This window comes from Psittacicella hinzii (genome assembly GCF_003585885.1).
Lineage (GTDB): Bacteria > Pseudomonadota > Gammaproteobacteria > Enterobacterales > Psittacicellaceae > Psittacicella.
Genome location: NZ_NRHC01000025.1, coordinates 24,103 through 45,077, shown reverse-complemented (window position 1 = coordinate 45,077; position 20,975 = coordinate 24,103). Strand labels below are relative to the sequence as shown.

Sequence of the window (20,975 nt, the reverse complement as noted above, 5' to 3'; positions counted from 1 at the left end):
TTTATTAATTAAAAAAGAGTAAAAGGATCTCTATATGTACAATTTAATTCTTGATATAGATTCTTATAAGGCTTCGCACTTTAAACAGTACCCACCAAAAACTGAGAATATATCTAGTTATATTGAATCAAGAGGTGGAAAATATTCACATACAATATTTTTCGGTCTACAAAGATATTTAAAAAAATATCTATCAAAACCTATTACTCTAGAACAAATTAATGAAGCAGAGAATTTTTTAACTTCTCATGGTTTGCCTTTTAATCGTGAAGGATGGGTATATATCTTAGAAAATTATGATGGATATCTTCCTATACAAATAGAAGCTGTACCAGAGGGAACCTTAGTTCCTGCTAGTAATCCTTTAGTACAAGTAACCAACACAGATCCAAATTGTTACTGGTTAACTAGTTATATTGAGACTTCTTTGTTACGTGCAGTTTGGTATCCAACCACGGTTGCAACCTTAAGTTTTAAAAATAAACAAAATTTATATCACTATCTTAGAAAAACCTCTGATCTTCCTGAAGAAGAATTACTAGCGCAATTAGAATTCAAATTACATGACTTTGGGGCTCGCGGTGCTTCTTCAACAGAAACTTGTGAAATTGGTGGTCTAGCTCATCTTGTAAACTTTAAAGGCACCGATAGTATTCTTTCAATTCTTGAAGGGCAAAAATATTATGACGCTGGTATGATTGGATTTTCAATTCCAGCAGCTGAGCACTCTACCATTACTTCATGGGGAAGAGAACGTGAGTTTGAAGCATATGAAAGTATTATCGATAGAAATTTACTAAATGGTGGTATCGTTTCTATGGTCTTAGACTCTTATGACCTAGACCATGCTATAACTCAATTTATTGCTCGCCCAGATATTGTTGAGAAAATTAAAAACTCTAATGGGACTTTAGTTGTTCGTCCTGATTCAGGAGATCCTGCAACTATCGTTTTAAAAACCATCGATCAACTTACGCAAATTTTTGGTTGCACAGTGAATAGTAAAGGTTATAAAGTATTACCTCCATACATTCGCTTGATTCAAGGTGATGGAGTAAATACTGACTCTATCCTAAAAATTTGTAAAGTATTAGAAGAAAATAAATTCTCAATTGAGAATTTAGCTTTTGGTATGGGTGCAGAGTTACAACAAAAAGTAAATAGAGATACTTGCCGTTTTGCAATGAAAGCTTCAGCGGTTAAAATTGATGGCACATGGTTTGATGCCTTTAAACAACCTGTGACTGATATTACTAAAACCTCTAAAAAAGGTAGATTAAAACTAGTTGAAGTTGATGGTGAAATTAAAACAGTACGTAAAGACGATCCAGCTTATCAAGATAATAAAGATATGCTAGAGGTAATCTTCTACAACGGAAAACTTGTTAAAGAAGTTTCTTTTGACACTGTACGTGAAAAAGCTAATAGCTATTTACATCACAATGTAGAGTATTTCAATAAGTAATTGCATAAAGAAGGCAAATGTTTCTACATTTGTCTTCTCTTTTTATCATAGGAAAATTATGGAAAACCATGGTACTCTTTATATAGTTGCTACACCTATTGGCAATGTGCAAGATCTTTCACCTCGAGCTGTTGAAACATTAAAAACTGTAGATTCTATTCTATGTGAAGACACAAGACATAGTTCTACATTATTTAACCTCTTAGGTATTAACAAACCTTTGTCAGCTTACCACGATCATAATGAAAAAGAAGTTACTGAGCAAATTATTAATCAATTACTTTCAGGTAAAAATATTGCTCTCGTTTCTGATGCAGGAACTCCTTTAATTTCAGATCCTGGCTATGTTCTAACTAAAGCTTGTCACGAAAATAATATTCGAGTTAGCCCTGTACCTGGATGTTGTGCATTTATTTCAGCTCTTTCTGCTTCAGGATTACCTTCCGATTCTTTCACCTTTTATGGGTTTCTACCAGCTAAAAGTAAACAGAGAAAAGACAAATTTGCAGAGATAAAATCTTTAACTTCAACAGCAATATTTTACGAGTCTACTCATCGTATCGAGGAAAGTGTTTGTGACTTAATTGAGATACTTGGAGAGCAAAGACGATTATGTTTGGCTCGTGAATTGACTAAACAATTTGAAACTATTGTTACTGATGATTCCGCTAAGATTTTAGAGTACTTACGTGCAAATAATAATCACCAAAAAGGTGAATTTGTGCTAATTATTGAGGGTAATCGTTCAACAAAAAGTATTAACTTAACCGAAGAAGTTAAGAGTTTAATTAAAGAACTAATGCAAGAACTTCCTCCTAAGAAAGTAACAAAAATAGTCTCTTCAAGCTTCTCACTAGATAAAGATGAAGTTTATAATTATATAGTTGAGAATAAGTAATATGAAAAACGTTGAAAATAATACAGCTCAGATATTACTTTTTTCAGGACTATCTAGTCTAATGAGAATGGTTAAGAATTGGCAGATAACAGCTTTCTCTGCTTTGTTTTTAATTATTGGCTCGATTTTGAACTACGAACGTTTCATATCTGAGTACTTAAATGACTTTATCCTCAAATCGATAGCTGTTAGTTTTATTATTGCACTTTCTGTTACCTTAGGAATTTTTGTGACTTGCAGATACGAGCAATTATGCAATGACCCTATGCAAGTAAAATCAAAAGGAAGACTATTTAATATAGCTATCTGGGAAGCATTAAAAAAAATCTATTTTTTAGGGAAACCACTACTCATACTATGGATTGGTATATGTATAGTTATGTTAGATGATATTCCATATGCTTTTGGTTTATTTGGTGATAACTATAACTTATTTTTTTATACTAGAAACATTTTTATTTTCTTATTTGCAGTAGTTTGTTACCCAATTGCTGGTTTTATGATAAATAAATTAGTTTATGGGTCTTTAAATAAGACATATCGCAATTTTTTAATTTTTATTGGCTATAATTGCTTTTGTATTATTTTTAGCTACATCATTAGCGCACTAATTTTATTTATTTACAGCTTAGGAGTTTTTGCTCTTATTAAAGATTATGATTACGCATTCATAACTCTCACCTTAAGCTTGCCTGTTATGACTGGTATCTATATGCTTAACCTGCAAGTTCTATTTCAAGATAAATACAACTCTTTAATAAATACAAAAGATTATGAGTGATAAGTTTATTCCACAATTAGAGTCACCAAAACCTAATATTATTTTCTTTGGTTTAAGATTCTTTGGCCATAATTTTAGAATTCTAACTTGTATCTTTTTACTAGGAATTACTGTAACTTACTTTTTTGAAAACTTTATTCAAACTATATTTCCATCGTTACAGCTTAGTTTAAGTACTTCAAGCACAGATGATCTTTCTGCCTTAGCTATTATCGATCGCTTAAATATCCTAAATGCTTCATGGTTAATAGTAAGCACATTTGTCGAACTATTTTTGATTGCAGTAATAGCTTTAATAGTAAAATCTATTGTTGAAGTAGTTGAAAGAAATAATCCAGAGATAAATAGCATCTTAGAATTGAAAGATTTAAGATCTAACATTAAACTTAAAGATCTTATTCAGGGATTTTTACCTGTAATTTTTTCTAAACCAATGCTTAAGTTAACCTTGTTAGCTATTTGGCGATGCTTTCAGTTCAGTATAATTCTCCTTTTACTTGAAGCATTATTAAATATATTACTATTCAATTTAGGAGAGGGTGTAGTAGCAATTCTATTTATCTTTTTCAGAGTAGTAAGTATTGTTTTAACTTTAAGCATCACTATTCTAGTAGTTTACAATCAATATACTTTCACTGATTACCTAATTGATTTAAAAAATCTTTTCATGAAAAGAGGTGGAGATTTATTCAATACCTTTGTATTTGTGATCTTCATGCTGGTTTTAACGCCAACTTTAATGATTGCTGTTATTGCACTAAGCGATACCATTGGAAGCTTACTAAATATTCCAAGTGTAATGTCATTCATTAACACTCTAGTCTTTAGCTATATTAGTGGTTTCTTAGCAAAACTATACTTAATTGTTGTATTTATAATGATTTACAACTACCAAAAATCTAGAAATTAAATTTATAATATTTTAAAAGCCTACCTGCATGCGCAGGTAGGCTTTTAACGTTCGAATACAAAAATTTATTATTTATTTAAAGCACTTATAACTTATTATTTTTTAACTGCTTTTTTATTTGGTAAATCAGTGATTGCACCAGTATAGATTTCAGCTGCTAAACCAATTGATTCATGTAGTGTTGGGTGAGCGTGGATAGTTAAAGCCACATCTTCAGCATCAGCACCCATTTCAATAGCTAAGCAAACTTCACCTAATAGTTCACCAGCATTTGTACCAACAATACCAGCACCTAAAATTAGGTTAGTATCTTTGTCAAATAATAGTTTAGTTAAACCATTAGCTGCATCTGAAGCAATTGCACGACCTGAAGCTGCCCATGGGAATACAGCTGCTTCATAGTTAACGCCAGCTTCTTTAAGCTCTTTCTCTGTTTTACCTACCCAAGCAATTTCAGGTTCAGTATAAGCAATAGATGGGATTACACGAGGGTCGAAATAGTGTTTTTGACCACAGATAACTTCTGCAGCTACGTGACCTTCATGTACACCTTTGTGAGCTAACATAGGTTGACCAACAACGTCACCAATCGCAAAAATATTTTCTACGTTTGTACGCATTTGTTTGTCAACTTCAATAAAGCCACGATCAGAAACCTTAACACCAGCAGCTTCAGCGTTTAATGTTTTACCATTAGGACGACGACCTACTGATACTAAAATAGCATCGTAACCTTCAGTAGCATTAACTTCACCTTCCATAGTTACATACACAGCGTCATCTTTAGCTTCAACAGCTTTAACACCTGTATTTACACGGAATTCAATTTTATCTTTTAATGCGTTAGTTAGTACTTTTACTAATTCAGCGTCTGCTGGAGGAATTACGTGTGGAGCTGGCTCTACAACAGTAACTTTAGAACCTAAAGTTGAGTAAACTGTTGCCATTTCCATACCGATAATACCACCACCAACAACTAGTAATCTGGTAGGTACAGTTTCTAGTTTTAGTGCATCTGTTGAATCCCAAACACGTGGATCTTCATGTGGAATGAATGGTAATGTAACTGGAGTTGAACCACTTGCAATAATAGCGTGTTCAAACTTAACAACAGCTTCATCACCTTCAGGTAACGCTACAGTTAAAGTATTCTTATCTTTAAATTGAGCCCAACCTCTAACAACTTCAACTTTACGAGCTTTAGCCATACCAGCTAAACCTGTTGTTAATTTAGAGATTACACCTTCTTTATATTTACGAATACCATTGATGTCGATTTTTGGATCAACAAACGTAACACCATGAGAAGCTAAAGTTTTAGCTTCATTCATAACTTTAGATACGTGTAGTAAAGCTTTAGAAGGAATACAACCTACATTTAGACAAACACCACCTAAAGTGCTATGTTTTTCTACTAAAACTACTTTTTTGCCTAAATCAGCAGCACGGAATGCAGCTGAATAACCTGCAGGACCTGCACCAATAACTACTACTTGTGTTGAAATTTCGTTTGACATTGTTTCCTCTATCAATTACATAATTAATGTGCGTAAGTCACTTAAAGCTTCGTTTACAGCAGTGATGAAACGAGCACCATCAGCACCATCAATTGCACGGTGGTCAAATGATAGGCATAGAGGTAACATTAAGCGAGGAACAAATGAAGAACCATTCCATACAGCACGAGTTTCTGAACGAGAAACACCTAAAATTGCAACTTCAGGAGCATTTACGATTGGAGTGAAACCAGAAGTACCGATACCACCTAAAGATGAAATTGTGAAGCAACCACCAGACATATCTGCACCAGTTAATTTACCACCACGTGCTTTTTGACTGATTTCAGCTAATTCTTGACTTAACTCAATAATGCCTTTTTGGTCTACATCACGAATTACTGGTACAACTAAACCATTTGGAGTGTCTACAGCAATACCGATATTGATGTATTTTTTGAAAGTCATTTCAGCTGCATCAGCTGATAAGCTTGAGTTAAATTTAGGATATTTAGCTAATGCTCTTGCAACAGCTTTCATAATGAAAACTAACGGAGTAATTTTCACATCTAATTTACGTTTAGCAGCAATTGCATTTTGTTGTTTACGGAAATCTTCTAAATCCGTAATATCAGCCCAATCAAATGCTGTTACGTGTGGAATCATTACCCAGTTACGGTGTAAGTTTTGACCTGAGATCTTAGGAATACGACCCATCTCTTTAACTTCAACTTCACCAAATTTAGAGAAGTCTACTTTAGGCCATGGTAATAAGTTTAAGCCACCTACAGATGTAGAGCTTGATACTTTACCAGTTTGTACAGCTTCAACTGCTGATTTAATGTATGCAATTACGTCTTCAGGTAAAACTCTACCTTTAGGACCAGTTGCTTTAACTTGATCTAAGTTAACACCGTACTCACGAGCGTGGCGACGCACTAAAGGAGAAGCATGAGCAAATTTTGCTGAAGCTTCTACTTTCTCTTGTGGTAAACCTTTAACAGCATTGCCTGAAGCTAGAGCTGCAGCTGGAGCTGGTGTTGCAGGAGCCGCTGGAGCAACAGAAGCTTCTGCTTTAGGTGCTGGAGCTGCAACTGGAGCAGAGCCTGCAACTTCAAATTTAAATGCAGGAACACCAGTCTTAACTTTATCACCTTCTTTAACTAAAATTTCAACAACTTTACCTGCTTTAGGAGAAGGAACATCCATAGAAGCCTTATCACCTTCAACAGTTAATAATTCTTGATCTTCTTTAACTTCGTCACCAACTTTAACTTTAATAGCAACTACGTTAACTTCATCATTACCAATATCTGGTAAGTTGATTACTTCTACAGCTGAAGCAGAAGCAGCTGGTGCTACTGGAGCAGCTTCTTGAGCTGCTGGTTCTTCTTTTGGAGCTTCTGTAGAAGCTTCAGCAGATTCTACAGCATAGAAAGGAACACCTGTAGAAACTTTATCACCTACTTTTACAAAAACTTCAGTAACTTTACCAGCTTCTGGAGCAGGGATATCCATAGAAGCTTTATCACCTTCAACTGTTGCGATTTCTTGATCAGCTTTAATTACATCACCAACCTTAATTGATAATGAAACTAAATTCACCTCATCAGTACCAATATCAGGCATTTGAACTTGTTTAGCCATTTAAAAAAACCCTTATTTATTGAAATTTATCTCAATGGGAGTTAAATTAACTCCCATTGAAGAAGTTAAACTAAAAAATTGCTAATACTATAAATCTAAACTGTAAGGTTTGTTTGGATCAATACCTAAATCAGTAATGATTTGTTTAGCTGTTTCTGGTTTTAATGTTCTTTGACGTAATAATGCGTAAACAGATGCTAATGCAATGTGTGGAGCATCTACTTCAAAGAATCTACGTAAGTTTTCACGGCTATCTGAACGACCGTAACCATCTGTACCTAAAGTGTTATAGTTAGCTGTTGGTAAGAATGCACGGATTTGTTCAGCAAATGCACGAACATAGTCAGTTGCAGCAACTGTTGGTAAGTTTTGTAAGTGACTAGTTACGTATGGGATATCTTGAGCTGCAAATGGATTTAATCTGTGTTTGTGTTCACAACGTTGACCGTCACGAGCTAACTCAGTGAATGATGTTACTGAGTGGATGTGAGATTTAATACCATATTTAGCTAAGATTTCAGCAGCAAGAATTACATGACGTAAAATTGAACCAGAGCCTAATAATTGAACTTCAGCTACTTGTTCACCTTGCGCTTCAACTTCTTGAAGTTTGTAAATACCTTTAACGATACCCTCTTTAGCATCTACAGGCATTGCAGGTTGCTCATAAGTTTCGTTTAAAGTTGTAATGTAGTAGTAAACGTTTTCTTGAGCTGGACCATACATACGGTTGATACCATCTTCAAGGATTACTGCTAATTCATATACGTATGCTGGATCGTAAGATTTTACGCTTGGCATTACGCTTGAAATAATGTGTGAGTGACCATCTTCGTGTTGTAAGCCCTCACCGTTTAATGTTGTACGACCAGAAGTAGCACCGATTAAGAAACCACGAGCTTTTTGGTCACAAGCTAACCATAATAAATCTGCTACACGTTGGAAACCAAACATTGAGTAGTAGATAAAGAATGGGATTGTTGGTACGTTGTTTGTTGAGTAAGAAGTTGCTGCAGCTAACCATGAAGCTGTTGCACCTAACTCATTAATACCTTCTTGTAGTAACTGACCATTTGTGTCTTCTTTATAGAAAGCTACAGAAGCTTTATCTTGTGGAGTATATTTTTGACCAAATGGAGAGTAAATACCTACTTTACGGAATAGACCTTCCATACCGAAAGTACGAGATTCATCTGCTACGATTGGAACGATATGTTTACCAACTTTCTCGTTTTCTAATAGAGCAGTTAAGTAACGAACGTAACCTAAAGTTGTAGAGATTGGACGTTCTTGTTTTTCTAATAGGTGTTGTAATTTTAGATCTTCAATTGATGGTACTTCAAACTCAACATCAAATCTTTCACGACGTTGTGGTAAGTAACCACCTAAAGCCTTACGCTGACCGTGTAAGTAATTGTACTCTGCTGTACCTTCAGCGAATTTAACAAAGTCTAATTTTTCAACTTGTTCATCAGTTAAGTTTAATTGGTACTCATCACGGATACCTTTTAATGAATCAACATTTAATTTCTTAACTTGGTGAGCAATGTTTAGACCTTGAGCAGCTTTACCTAAACCAATACCTTTAATTGTTTGAGCTAAGATAACAACTGGTTGACCTTTAGTTTCTTTTGCAACTTTAAATGCGTTGTAAATTTTCTTAAAGTCATGACCACCTGTAACTAAGTGACTTAACTCTTCATCAGATAAATCTTTAACTAACTCTAAAGTTTCAGGGTATTTAGAGAATAAGTGTTCACGGTAGTAAGCACCATCTTTTGAGTTAAAGTTTTGGAAATCACCATCAACTGTTTCACTTAATAAAGTTAATAGTTTACCAGATGTATCTCTATCTAAAAGTTTTTGCCATGAAGAGCCCCATAGAAGTTTAATAACTTTCCATTTAGCACCAGCAAAGATACCTTCTAACTCATTAACGATTTTACCGTTACCAAAAACTGGACCATCTAGTCGTTGTAAGTTACAGTTAACAACAAATACTAAGTTATCTAAACCTTCACGACCAGCGATTGAAATACCACCTTTTGATTCTACTTCATCACACTCACCATCACCTAAGAATGCCCAAACAGTTTGGTTAGAAGTATCTTTTAAACCACGGCTGTGTAAGTATTTTAAGTAACGAGCTTGGTAAATAGCTGTTAAGCTACCTAACCCCATTGATACTGTAGGGAACTGCCAGAATGTAGGCATTAAGTGTGGGTGTGGATAAGAAGATAAACCATCAACAAAAGCTTCTTGACGTAAATTACCTGCTTGTTCTTCTGTTAAACGACCTTCTACATACGCACGAGCATAAACACCTGGTGAAGAGTGACCTTGGAAGTATACTAAATCACCACCATCTACATCTGTAGCAGCACGGAAGAAGTGGTTAAAACCAACTTCCCACATATCTGAAACTGATTGGTAAGAAGCTAAGTGACCACCTAAGTCAAGATCTTTCTTCTGCGCATGTTGAACCATCATAATAGCGTTCCAACGGATTGCAGCTTGGATTTTTTTCTCAAGTGCGATGTCACCAGGATATTCAACTTCTTGATCTTCAGAGATTGTATTTACGTAAGGGGTATTTAAAGCTGAAGGAAGTTCAATATTTTTTGAACCAGCATGAGCAAGTAAACTATCGATAATAAATTTAGCTCTTTCTTTACCTTCGTTAGTTAATACAGAATTTAAAGAATCAAGCCATTCTTGTGTTTCAATAGGATCGATATCATTAGTATTGATGTTTGACATTTTATGTCCTTTTACAATTTTGTTAGCTTAATATTCTAATTAAATTAACATAAAGTACTTTGCTACCCATCATTTACTTATTGGTAGCAATTTGCTCTACATAATTCAATAATTGATAATCGTTATAAAGAGTCTAATAAAGAAATTAATTTTTTATAAGTAGTATTCGTTAACATTTTTTTACTAATAAACAAAGTTTTTGAATACTAAACTTTACAAATAAATTAAATTCCCAATATTTCCCAATAGAAAAACCTACTAATATTATATAACATACCTATAGTTTTTTCTTGAGATCTTACATTATCTAAAGAGCTAAATTAAAAAAAGTTAAATGTACTTTTCTCAATATTTTTATCTTTTTTACATTTTAAAACACATTAATAAATGCTATTGAATTACTGAAAAAGGTACGGAAGCATGCATAGATTTTTACTTTTTTACTATAAAACTGATTGTAAAAGTAAATTTTCAACTAAATCATATCAATTTTTAGAAATCAAGCTATTTTTCCACTAAAAAATGCTATCTTTTTTAGAATTTCAGACTAAGTTTAGTATATAATTATTTATTGAATGCTTTTTTTAACCTCAAGATAAATATTCTTGAGTTTTTGAAATAACTTAAAAAATTGAATAGGTTAGTTGTTATTGGGTATATCCTACTCTAAAAGGGTATAGTACTTGATAAATTAAAAGAAAAAGTTGTTGTTTTCTTTTTAATTGTTTATTAAAAAATAACAAGTGTATGAAATTTAAAAATAAATTAACTTCAGCTTTATTAGCTTTATCTCTAGTTGGCGTAGGTTCTATCGCTACAACTACTTACGCTAATAGTGAAGCAACTGAAGCAACTTTCTCGGTTACGCGTTATAACTTAACGGGTTATACTGATGATTCTTACATTAGCCCTGAAGTAAGAGCGCAGTTAGTTGTTCTTTTACAACAATACACAGGTAACGGTGTAACTGTATCTAAATTAAACGAGTTACGTGCAAAATTACAAGATACATTAAACGCTAACGCGAAAGGTGTTTTCACTGTTACTTTACCTAACCAAAGAATTGCTGACGGTACAGTAGTTTATAATGTTAACTTCGTAGCTGGTCAAGTTAATTACGGTTCTGCTCCAGGTTATTCTCAAGAAAACGTACGTAATTCACTTCCTTCATTAAAAGAAGGCGTACAATTCGTTGCTGGTCGCCCTTGGGTTGATGAGCGTGAATTAACAATGGCTATCGAAAACCCATTAAAACTTACTCAGGTTGAATATGAATTACAACCAGGTAAGCCAATTGTAGCTAACGTAAACGTTGTTGCACCACGTGGTAAAACTTTACGTTATGTACAATTAGATAACTCATCTACTGATAAAGGCGTAGAGTACTTACGTTTCATGGCTGGTTATTTAAATGCAAACTTAACTGGTAGAGACGACGTTCTTAACTTAGTTTTATTAACAAACTTAAAGAACTTCGACCGTTACTATGCATTTGGTGGTAGCTACTCATTACCATTCTACTCAGCACACCAACGTTTAGATGTATCTTTATTCCACTCATCAACTAACCAAAATAACGTTCCATACGACAATAGTAACACTATTTTCTATGATGTGAACGGTGTCGGTGATGTAGCAATCCTAAACTGGTCTTACTACTTACCTCACTTTGATTTCGGTTACTCTAACCAAATCAAATTCCAAGCTGGTTATACATTTAAACGTCTGAAAAGTGAGTCATCAATCCGTTATAACTCACTTAGCTTAAGTGATACTAACCAAATTTACTACGTATCACCAATCAACGTTGGTTTTGCTGGTAAAATCGTACCATTCCGTGGTTTAGAAATTGAATTCTCAACTAAATATAACTTCTACTACGCTGGTTTCTTAGGTACTGATAACATCAACAAACTACGTGTAGCTGGTGGTCGTTTAGTAACTGCTGAGAAATACTCTGATTGGTGGACTGCAACTGCAAACTTTAAAGTTGCTCTTCCACAAAACTGGACATGGGTATCTAAATTTAAAGGTCAATACTCAAGCAAACACTTAGTAAGCTCTGAGCTATTCTCTAATGATGTTCGTGGCTTCCGTGATGAAAACGGTTCAGGCGATTCAGGTTTCTATTTACAAAACGAGTTAATCACTCCTACTCTAGTAAGATTACCTAACTTTGATCTTAAAGCTTATGCTTTACTAGATGGTGGTTGGGTTCACTATAACCAAGATGCAACTGATAAGTTTTACAATCAAAGCAAAAACTTTGATGGTGATAGCAGCAAATTTATCGCATCAACAGGTTTAGGTTTACGTGTATCTTATAAAGATTGGTCAGCAGACGTTTATGGTGCTTACCGTCTTAAAGGTGAAGATAACAACCGTGGTAAATACTCTGTTTGGTTCACAACTTCTTACCGTTGGTAATCAAATTTTATAGCTAAAAAAATAAGGACTTGTCTAATGACATGTCCTTATTTTTTTTCAATGTACTTTATAAACGTATCTATATTAAAAACTTCAACAAGATATAACCTTACAGTGGCGAAGTAGTTAACATATTTAGAGCAATCAATATCAAAGTACCTTATCCTCATAAATTGATTAGCTCCGCTTTTACGAAATATAAATTCTGAAGCTGTAAATTGTTGTTTAAATAACCATAAACCTAAAGGTATAGTCTGGTTTCTAGTTAATTCCGAAAGAATAACTTTTTTTACATTCAAATCATGTGACAGATCTAAAAAAGTATAGCCAGTTAAGACTACATTATTATCTTTATTAATTAAGTTAATAAATCTTATTAAGTAGTCATCTATAGATTTTTGGCAGTTTACAATGACTCTAGGTAACTCCCCATCTTTAGCTTCAATTAAGGCTGTAATACTGTCAGGGTAATCAACTCCAACTGCTTTGGCTTCTAGAAGATAATTTTCTTTCTCTTCCAAAGTTTTTTGAATTTGATTTAAGTCATTGGTAAAACTATCAACGCATTTACTTTTTATAATATTTTCTAGTAAGCGACTAAACTGTTCCATACTTTAAATTAAGACATAATCTTTTTGATTAGCATTCCAACGTCGCATTATCTGTCTAGATAACTCTGGATCTTGATCATAAAGAGTTTGCGCAAAAGGAATTAGCACTTCGGCAATTAAATTATCTTTAGCTAAATCTGAAATTTGAAACTGCATCTCTCCAGACTGCCTTGTGCCAACAATGTCACCATTACCTCTTAGCTTCATATCTTCTTCAGCAATAACAAAGCCATCATTGGTGCGCTGAAAAATCTCTAACCTCTCTTTAGTCGAACGAGATATTTTTGGTTCATATAAAAGACCACAAAAAGATTTTACACTGCCACGACCTACACGCCCTCTTAACTGATGGATCTGTGATAATCCAAGTCTTTCAGGATTTTCTATTATCATTATCGAAGCATTTGGCACATTTACTCCAACCTCGATAACCGTTGTTGCGACTAAAAGATCAAGTTTTTGCTCTTTAAAGGCTTGCATAATTTCAGCTTTTTCTTGCTCTTTCAATTTACCGTGGATTAAACCAATTCTAACCTCTGGCATAAATGACCTTAGTTCAGATAAAGTTTCTAATGCACTCGTAGCTTGATAATTTTCATTCTCTTCTATTAGAACACACACCCAGTAAACTTGTCTTCTTTCCTCGTGAATTACTTTTCTAATACGTCCAAATAGTTTTACTTTTTCATTCTTACTTATTAAAAAAGTTTCAACTTTACTCCTTCCTGGCGGTAGCTCATCTATGATTGATAAATCAAGGTTAGCGTAAATGGTCATAGCTAAACTTCGAGGTGCAGGTGTAGCGCTCATCATAAGAGTGTGAATTTTGAAATTCTTTTGCTTAGTAGAAATCTCTAATCTCTGTTCAACACCAAAACGGTGCTGTTCGTCGATTATAACCATAGCTAAATTTTTATACTCAACCCATTCAGAGAAAACAGCATGTGTGCCAACTATAACATTAGCTTGACCCGTTTTAATTAAATTTCCAACCTCTCTTTTTCCCTTAGCTCCTAATTTACCGCTAACAAAAACAGATTTAACTCCGTAAGCCTGTAAAGCGTTATTGACATTTTCAAAAAGCTGAGAAGCGAGAATCTCCGTTGGCGCAACTAATGCAACCTGATACCCATACTGAACTATATGAGCTATGGCTAAAACTGCAACCATTGTTTTCCCACATCCAACATCACCTTGAATTAAACGTAACATTGGTTTATTTGCTGCCAAATCATTCACCACATCGAGAAAGGCTTTCATTTGAGCATTAGTAAGCTTATATGGTAGATCCTGAATGACTTTTTGTGCTAAATTTAATTGTGGAGGGATTACAACGCTTTTTTCCCTTTGTAAAATATTTTTCGAGGAAATTAGAGTTAATTGCTTAGCCAATATTTCTTCAGCTATTAACCTTATAAGATATGGATTACGTCTCTCAATAATATCCTGAATATTTACATTTTTCGGTGGAGTGTGAATAAACTTTAGACTTTGCAAGAAGTCTAGTTTATTTATATCTAGATACTCAATTGCAGACCCTGCACTTTTGCGAAATGGAATTAATGGGTAACCACTTTGAGGCAATAAATTTGGTAAACTCATTTTTTCCACTATAGCTATACCATTTTGTACAACTTTCCTAATAGTATCTTGTTTTAATTTATCAGTACTTGGATATATTGGTGTTAGGAGATTTTTACCAACAAAATTATCATCTGTAACTATTTCAGGGTGATTAATTTTATAATCTGTTTGTCCATAGGTATTTAACTCCACAATTCCAAAAAAGGTGTGGACAGAGTTTACCTCAATCTTTTCATCATAATAATTTGCTGCTCGGTAAAAAACAATCAAAATTGTATTACCTGAAGTTGGATCTACACCATTGACTATTAGTCTGTAATTATATCTATCAACTACTGATTTATACTTGCCTGTGACAACGACACGTATACAAACTTTATTACCAGGTATGACCTCTGGTAAAGAAACTATTTGAGACCTATCTTCGTAATTTCTGGGCAAAAACATCAGCAAATCACCTAAATTATTAATCCCTAAATTTTCTTTAAATTTAGGGAGATTTGCCTTAGTTACCCCTTTAATTTTTTCAATAGGTATTGAGTAAACCGACTGCGTCATATCTACATATTCAAAAAAAGGACCATTAAAATGGTCCCTATCCTAAAATTACAAAAAAAGTTAACTAACTTTATTATTCTTCATCGTTGTAATCTTCATCACTTTCATCGAAAGGATTTACAACGTTAAAAAATTCACTTGTGTCTACTTCATCTTCATCATTTGCAAAGCTTCTGAAATCATCTTTTAGACTTCTAAAAGTATCTTCATCAAAAGTGTCATCTGTAGACTGAAGTAAGCTATCAACTTCTTCAAATGAACTTGTATGTTCTTGAATTTGATCGAAAATATCTTTACGATCTAAGTATTCTTTATTTACAAAGCCTTCTTGAATCTCACGAAGAGCAACAACTGTTGGCTTATCTTTAGTAATTGAGTTGTCAACAAAAAGATTAATAGGATTATTTCTTAACTCTTTTAATTGCGTCTCAATTTTACTTTCTCTTGTTCCACCCTTGCCATTTTTTACACGAGCTTGAGCTAGTACTAAAGTTGAAGTATTTCTGTAATTTGATTCTGCTTTTGCAACTGCAGCTTCGTACTCTTGAATTTGTCTAGCACGACGAGCTGCTACAGCAATTAACTCAAAACGGTTAGGAATTTTTTTTAAAGCTTGTGTAATGTTAACTATTTTGTTATCTTGCATTGGACTACTCTAAGATGAAAACCTTTATCTAAAATACACTCTATACAGCTTATGTTTAGAGCGTTTTCAGCAACATGTCATAAAGAATAATTAAGTATATCACATTACTTTGTGATTTTCTTTAATTTATTTTGAAGATGATTCTAATATATCAACAAATTGTTTGAAAGCATGATCTAAATCATCATTTAAAATTTCATAGTTATATTCGTCTTTATGAGCCATTTCATTCTCAGCTTTTTCCATACGACGAGCAATAACATCTAATGAATCTGTTTGACGATTTAAAAGTCTCTTCTGAAGCTCTTCTAAGCTAGGTGGTAAAATAAAAATTGAAATTGCTTCTGGAAATTGTTTACGCACATTTCTCGCCCCTTGCCAATCAATATCTAGCAAGATGTTGATTCCTTGATCAAGCTTTTCTCGAATAATTCTTTTTGAAGTTCCGTAGTAATTACCAAATACTTCAGCATATTCTAAAAACTCATCTTGTTGTATTAAATGCTCAAAGTTTTCTATGTTTGTAAAATAGTAATGTACCCCGTGAACTTCTCCGGGTCTAACTGGACGAGTTGTATGAGAAATAGAAAGGTAGTACTTTGATTTAAAGCTAGAGTTTAATAATTTGTTAATTAAAGTACTTTTCCCAGCACCTGAAGGAGCTGAAATAATAAAAAGGCGACCTTTTTTTGTTTGTTCTGTCATAATCACAACTGTGGAAGCATATTCCTCTAAACTCAAGGTAAATATTTATTTAAATAAATTTTATTTATTATATAATACATTGACAGATTTTAGAGTTTATTTTTACAAAAACTTTACTTAACTCTTACTATAGTAAACAGAATTATTAAGTCATGACATCTATTAATAAAGACATTAGCAAATTAAGAAACATTGCTATTATTGCTCACGTTGACCATGGTAAAACTACTCTGGTTGACAAATTATTACAACAATCAGGTACTTTAAACTCACGTGGTGAAGTTGAAGAGAGAATCATGGATAGTAACGCTATCGAAAAAGAGCGTGGTATTACTATCTTAGCTAAAAATACAGCAATCAACTACCGTGACTACCACATTAATATCGTAGATACTCCAGGGCACGCTGACTTCGGCGGTGAAGTCGAACGTGTTCTTTCAATGGTTGACTCTGTTCTTCTAATTGTTGACGCAACAGATGGTCCTATGCCACAAACTCGCTTTGTTACACAAAAAGCATTTGAGCATGGTTTAAAACCAATTGTAGTAGTAAATAAAGTAGACCGTCCAGGTTCTCGTCCTGATTGGGTTGTTGACCAAGTTTTTGATCTATTCGTAAACTTAGGTGCGACTGACGAGCAATTAGACTTCCCAATTATTTATGCTTCAGCTTTAAATGGTATTGCTGGTCTTGATTATAATGACATGGCTGAAGACATGACTCCACTATTTGAAGCTATTCTAGAAAAAGTATCTCCTCCTGATGTTGATCTAGAAGCTCCATTCCAAATGCAAATTTCACAACTTGACTATAATAGCTATGTTGGTGTTATTGGTATTGGACGTATTAAACGTGGTAATGTTAAAGTTAACCAACAAGTTACTATTATTGATGCAGAAGGCAACAAACGTAATGGTAAAGTAGGTCAAGTTCTTGGTCACTTTGGCTTACAAAGAGTAGAGCAAGATGTTGCTACAGCTGGTGATATTATTGCTATTACAGGTTTAGGTGAGTTAAACATCTCAGACACTATCTGTGATGTTAATAATGTAGAAGCTTTACCTGCTCTTTCAGTTGATGAACCAACTGTTACTATGTTCTTCTGTGTAAATACCTCTCCATTCTGTGGTCAAGAAGGTAAATTCGTTACTTCGCGTCAAATTTTAGAACGTTTACGTAAAGAATTAGTTCACAACGTTGCTCTACGTGTAGAAGAAACTGAAGACCCTGACGCTTTCAGAGTTTCAGGACGTGGTGAATTACACTTATCTGTACTGATCGAAAATATGCGTCGTGAAGGTTACGAGCTAGCTGTATCACGTCCTCGTGTAATCTATAAAGAAGTTGATGGTGTACAGCAAGAACCATTTGAGCAAGTAACTATTGATATTGAAGAACAACATCAAGGTTCAATCATGGAAGCTCTTGGTCTCCGTAAAGGTGAACTAAGAAATATGGAAGTTGATGGTAAAGGTCGAGTAAGACTTGATTACATTATTCCAGCGCGCGGTCTAATCGGTTTCCGTGGTGAATTCATGACTATGACATCTGGTACTGGCTTACTTTACTCTACTTTCAGCCACTATGATGTAGTTAAACCAGGTGAAATTGGTCAACGTGTTAACGGTGTACTAATTTCTAATGGTACAGGTAAAGCACTAGCTTACGCTCTATTCTCTCTACAAGAACGTGGTAAGCTATTAATTGATGCAAATACAGAAGTTTATGAGGGTCAAATCATCGGTATCCACAGTCGTGATAATGACTTAACAGTAAACTGTTTACAAGGTAAAAAATTAACAAATATGCGTGCTTCAGGTAAAGATGACGCTGTTGTGTTAGTACCACCTGTAAGATTCTCATTAGAACAAGCTATTGAGTTCATCGATGATGATGAATTATTAGAAGTTACACCAGAATCAATTCGTATTCGTAAGAAATTCTTAACTGAAAACGATCGTCGTCGTGCTTACCGTCAAGCAAACAAATAATAAAAAAAGGATCCTCCATAATGGAGGATCTTTTTTTTATTCATAATAACTTTTTTGACCTTCAGGTCTATTTTTAAAACGTCTGTGTAGCCACATATAATTAGAAATATCTAATTTAACCATTTTTTCAATAGCCTGATTAGTTCTTAATACAATTTGATAAGTTAGCTCTTCTCTAGAGATCTTTTCATTTTTAAATTCTTCAGTGAGATCTTCGAAATCTATAGAATCTAAAATGACAAAATCAAATTGGTATCTACTATCTTCGCTAGGTAATAGCATGCAAGGTACTAAAGTTAAATCGTTAAAGCTTCTATACAATTGGTAAGTTCCAGTAGTTGTACAAGCTTGAGGTTCATCAAAGAAAGGTACAAAAATTGAAGATTTTACACCTAGATCTTGATCTGGAGCATACCAAAGACCACGTTTTAAAGCTAAAGTTTTAAGCATCGCACGTGGATTGTCTTTAGGAACTAGAGCTTTGTTATTTCTTAATCGGAAATAATATTGTAACCAATCCCAAAGTGGATTAGCATTTTTTAAATATACTCCATAAGATGGAAGGATTAAACCAATTGCTCTAGCATTAACTTCAAGATTTAAGAAATGAGGACACAAGAATAAAAATGCTTTTTTCTCATACCACTGAGAAAAATCCTTTTCTGGGAGTTTTATTAATTTCTTAAATCTTCTTTTACTCCAAAACCATGCTATAACTATATCAAATAGAGCTATACCAACATTAGCACAAAACTGATCAAAAATTTTATCCCTTTCTTCTTTCGATTTTGAAGCTAATGCTATATCTATATTGATACGTGCTATCTCTCTTCTTTTACGTATAACTTTTAGCTTCGAGTTGCGAAAGATCTTACCTAATTGCACACCTCCCCAACGAATTGCACTATAAGGAAGAAGTGATAGAATCCAACATAGAGCGATTAGCAACCAAATTTTCCAGTACTTGGGAAGTAAAAACTCCTTCTTAAAATGTGGTCTATTGGATTCGAAGATCTGATCATTTTTCTTCATAAAGAAATTAATTATTTTTAATTTTATTTATTAAATTAGTTGAGCTATAAGAATCAATGAAAGTTATTGTTTGAACTTTGCCACCGTAAGATGTAACTTCTTTATAGCCTACAATATCTTCAACTTGATAATCAGCACCTTTAACAAGAACATCTGGTCTGATTAACTTAATAACATCTAAAGGTGTATCCTCATCAAAGGAAACAACGTAATCTACATACTTTAATGATGAAAGCATAAACATACGATCATCTAAAGAGTTTATAGGTCTAGAGTCACCTTTTAAACGTTTAACAGAACTGTCTGAGTTTATTGCAACAACTAAAATGTCGCCAAGTTCTTTTGCTCTTTGTAAATAACTAAGATGCCCTCTATGAAGCAAGTCAAAGCAACCATTGGTAAATACAACTTTCTCACCTGCTTTTTGTTTTTCTCTAATTTGAGCAACTACTTGCTCAAAACTTAAAGATCTTTGAGAAGTTTCTATATTGCAAGACTTTCTTAGCTCATCCATACTTACCGTTGCTGCTCCTAACTTAGCTACAGAAACCCCTGCCGCTTTATTAGCTAAGTAACAAGCGTCTTTTATCTCCACACCTGTTGCTATAGCAGAAGCTAAAGTAGCTATAACAGTATCTCCCGCACCTGTTACATCATAAACATCTTCAGCATAGGTAAATTGATGATACACCTCACCATTTTTTTGATGTAAAGTCATACCATTTTCAGACTTAGTAATTAAGAGATCAGTAAGGTTAAGATCTTTGATAATAGTTTGCGCTATCTTTTTCTCATTACTTTCATCTAAAATTTCTTCTTTACTAAAGTTATATTGTTCAGCAATTAATCTAAACTCACTTAGGTTCGGAGTAAGTAAATTTGCATTTTTATATAAAGAATAGTCACTTCCTTTAGGATCAATAATTACTACTTTTTTATATTTGTTTGCAAGTGCAATAATTGTCGGAAATAACTCTCTCGCACCTTTCAAGTAATCAGAAAGAATTACTACGTCTGAATCAATTATTGCTTGTTCTAGTTGACCACCAATGTCTTCAATTGCTTTTTCAATAGAAAACTTAGAAACTAAAGAGTCTTCAAAATCCACTCGTAATAGTTGCTGATGTCTACTTAAAATTCTTAGTTTTTTAGTTGTTTTGATATTTGGAAAAGCTAAGAAAAAGTACGGAAGAGAGATCTCTTCACATAATTTTTTTAATAGTTTTGCATCCTCATCTTCACCAGTAAGTCCTGATAGAGTCGCATGACTTCCGTAAGCAACTAAATTACGTGCTACGTTAGCAGCTCCTCCTAAAGTAGAGTTTTGGTCATTATAAAGCACTACAGGTACAGGTGCTTCTGGAGAAATCCTTGAAGTACTTCCATACCAATAATGATCAATCATCACATCACCAAAAACAAAGATTTTGGCAATACTAAAATCTAATTTATCAATTAACATAA

Annotated in this window: 15 protein-coding genes; 6 read left to right on the top strand and 9 right to left on the bottom strand. The window is 33.7% G+C overall.

Features of this window, described 5'->3' with window-relative positions:
* Positions 1–34 precede the first annotated feature (34 nt).
* The 4 genes from CKF54_RS02230 to CKF54_RS02215 are packed head-to-tail and all read left to right on the top strand — an operon-like array spanning position 35 to position 4,054.
* Positions 35–1,465 (top strand): nicotinate phosphoribosyltransferase, encoded by a 1,431-nt coding sequence (locus tag CKF54_RS02230; RefSeq protein WP_119524658.1) that lies wholly within the window; start codon positions 35–37, stop codon positions 1,463–1,465.
* Between the two features lie 58 nt (positions 1,466–1,523).
* Positions 1,524–2,363, top strand: coding sequence for a 16S rRNA (cytidine(1402)-2'-O)-methyltransferase (gene rsmI, locus CKF54_RS02225; RefSeq protein WP_119524657.1), 840 nt, complete (start codon positions 1,524–1,526; stop codon positions 2,361–2,363).
* Position 2,364: 1 nt separating this feature from the next.
* Complete coding sequence (locus CKF54_RS02220) at positions 2,365–3,144, top strand: hypothetical protein (RefSeq protein ID WP_119524656.1); 780 nt, start codon at positions 2,365–2,367, stop codon at positions 3,142–3,144.
* Positions 3,137–4,054, top strand: coding sequence for a hypothetical protein (locus tag CKF54_RS02215; protein ID WP_119524655.1), 918 nt, complete (start codon positions 3,137–3,139; stop codon positions 4,052–4,054). The genes CKF54_RS02220 and CKF54_RS02215 overlap by 8 nt, the downstream gene beginning before the upstream one ends.
* 95 nt (positions 4,055–4,149) lie before the next feature.
* On the opposite strand, the gene lpdA is transcribed toward CKF54_RS02215, so the two are convergent.
* The 3 genes from lpdA to aceE form a co-directional block, all read right to left on the bottom strand.
* Positions 4,150–5,571: a dihydrolipoyl dehydrogenase gene (gene lpdA, locus CKF54_RS02210; protein ID WP_119524654.1), complete on the bottom strand. Its 1,422-nt coding sequence runs from the start codon at positions 5,569–5,571 to the stop codon at positions 4,150–4,152.
* A 15-nt stretch (positions 5,572–5,586) separates the two neighbouring features.
* Positions 5,587–7,197 (bottom strand): pyruvate dehydrogenase complex dihydrolipoyllysine-residue acetyltransferase, encoded by a 1,611-nt coding sequence (gene aceF, locus CKF54_RS02205; protein WP_119524653.1) that lies wholly within the window; start codon positions 7,195–7,197, stop codon positions 5,587–5,589.
* A gap of 87 nt (positions 7,198–7,284) precedes the next feature.
* A complete protein-coding gene (aceE, locus tag CKF54_RS02200; RefSeq protein ID WP_119524652.1) occupies positions 7,285–9,957 on the bottom strand; it encodes a pyruvate dehydrogenase (acetyl-transferring), homodimeric type in 2,673 nt (890 codons plus the stop codon).
* 747 nt (positions 9,958–10,704) lie between these two features.
* Here aceE and CKF54_RS02195 point away from each other — a divergent pair.
* Positions 10,705–12,384, top strand: a complete 1,680-nt coding sequence (locus tag CKF54_RS02195; protein WP_119524651.1) for a ShlB/FhaC/HecB family hemolysin secretion/activation protein — start codon at positions 10,705–10,707, stop codon at positions 12,382–12,384.
* 47 nt (positions 12,385–12,431) lie between these two features.
* Here the strand turns inward: CKF54_RS02195 and CKF54_RS02190 are convergent, their stop codons facing one another.
* The 4 genes from CKF54_RS02190 to gmk form a co-directional block, all read right to left on the bottom strand.
* Positions 12,432–12,995, bottom strand: coding sequence for a hypothetical protein (locus tag CKF54_RS02190; protein WP_119524650.1), 564 nt, complete (start codon positions 12,993–12,995; stop codon positions 12,432–12,434).
* 3 nt (positions 12,996–12,998) lie between these two features.
* Entirely contained in the window at positions 12,999–15,137 is a 2,139-nt protein-coding gene (locus CKF54_RS02185) for an ATP-dependent DNA helicase RecG (protein WP_119524649.1), read from the bottom strand.
* A 73-nt stretch (positions 15,138–15,210) separates the two neighbouring features.
* Positions 15,211–15,783 carry a DNA-directed RNA polymerase subunit omega gene (gene rpoZ / locus CKF54_RS02180; protein ID WP_119524648.1) on the bottom strand — a complete coding sequence of 191 codons (573 nt, stop codon included), beginning with the start codon at positions 15,781–15,783 and terminating at the stop codon, positions 15,211–15,213.
* A gap of 126 nt (positions 15,784–15,909) precedes the next feature.
* Positions 15,910–16,488, bottom strand: coding sequence for a guanylate kinase (gene gmk, locus CKF54_RS02175; RefSeq protein WP_119524647.1), 579 nt, complete (start codon positions 16,486–16,488; stop codon positions 15,910–15,912).
* Between the two features lie 152 nt (positions 16,489–16,640).
* Here gmk and typA point away from each other — a divergent pair, with 152 nt between their 5' ends.
* The gene (gene typA, locus CKF54_RS02170) at positions 16,641–18,479 is read left to right on the top strand and encodes a translational GTPase TypA (RefSeq protein ID WP_119524646.1); all 1,839 of its coding nucleotides are present in this window, start codon (positions 16,641–16,643) and stop codon (positions 18,477–18,479) included.
* Between the two features lie 36 nt (positions 18,480–18,515).
* Here the strand turns inward: typA and CKF54_RS02165 are convergent, their stop codons facing one another.
* Both CKF54_RS02165 and hldE read right to left on the bottom strand, forming a co-directional pair.
* Positions 18,516–19,511 (bottom strand): lipid A biosynthesis lauroyl acyltransferase, encoded by a 996-nt coding sequence (locus CKF54_RS02165; protein ID WP_119524645.1) that lies wholly within the window; start codon positions 19,509–19,511, stop codon positions 18,516–18,518.
* A gap of 7 nt (positions 19,512–19,518) precedes the next feature.
* Positions 19,519–20,973, bottom strand: a complete 1,455-nt coding sequence (gene hldE / locus CKF54_RS02160) for a bifunctional D-glycero-beta-D-manno-heptose-7-phosphate kinase/D-glycero-beta-D-manno-heptose 1-phosphate adenylyltransferase HldE (RefSeq protein ID WP_119524644.1) — start codon at positions 20,971–20,973, stop codon at positions 19,519–19,521.
* Positions 20,974–20,975 lie beyond the last annotated feature (2 nt).

Coding starts and splice junctions, on each gene's coding strand:
- CKF54_RS02230 (WP_119524658.1), top strand. CDS start 35: ATGTACAATTTAATTCTTGATATAGATTCTTATAAGGCTTCGCACTTT.
- rsmI (WP_119524657.1), top strand. CDS start 1,524: ATGGAAAACCATGGTACTCTTTATATAGTTGCTACACCTATTGGCAAT.
- CKF54_RS02220 (WP_119524656.1), top strand. CDS start 2,365: ATGAAAAACGTTGAAAATAATACAGCTCAGATATTACTTTTTTCAGGA.
- CKF54_RS02215 (WP_119524655.1), top strand. CDS start 3,137: ATGAGTGATAAGTTTATTCCACAATTAGAGTCACCAAAACCTAATATT.
- lpdA (WP_119524654.1), bottom strand. CDS start 5,571: ATGTCAAACGAAATTTCAACACAAGTAGTAGTTATTGGTGCAGGTCCT.
- aceF (WP_119524653.1), bottom strand. CDS start 7,197: ATGGCTAAACAAGTTCAAATGCCTGATATTGGTACTGATGAGGTGAAT.
- aceE (WP_119524652.1), bottom strand. CDS start 9,957: ATGTCAAACATCAATACTAATGATATCGATCCTATTGAAACACAAGAA.
- CKF54_RS02195 (WP_119524651.1), top strand. CDS start 10,705: ATGAAATTTAAAAATAAATTAACTTCAGCTTTATTAGCTTTATCTCTA.
- CKF54_RS02190 (WP_119524650.1), bottom strand. CDS start 12,995: ATGGAACAGTTTAGTCGCTTACTAGAAAATATTATAAAAAGTAAATGC.
- CKF54_RS02185 (WP_119524649.1), bottom strand. CDS start 15,137: ATGACGCAGTCGGTTTACTCAATACCTATTGAAAAAATTAAAGGGGTA.
- rpoZ (WP_119524648.1), bottom strand. CDS start 15,783: ATGCAAGATAACAAAATAGTTAACATTACACAAGCTTTAAAAAAAATT.
- gmk (WP_119524647.1), bottom strand. CDS start 16,488: ATGACAGAACAAACAAAAAAAGGTCGCCTTTTTATTATTTCAGCTCCT.
- typA (WP_119524646.1), top strand. CDS start 16,641: ATGACATCTATTAATAAAGACATTAGCAAATTAAGAAACATTGCTATT.
- CKF54_RS02165 (WP_119524645.1), bottom strand. CDS start 19,511: ATGAAGAAAAATGATCAGATCTTCGAATCCAATAGACCACATTTTAAG.
- hldE (WP_119524644.1), bottom strand. CDS start 20,973: ATGTTAATTGATAAATTAGATTTTAGTATTGCCAAAATCTTTGTTTTT.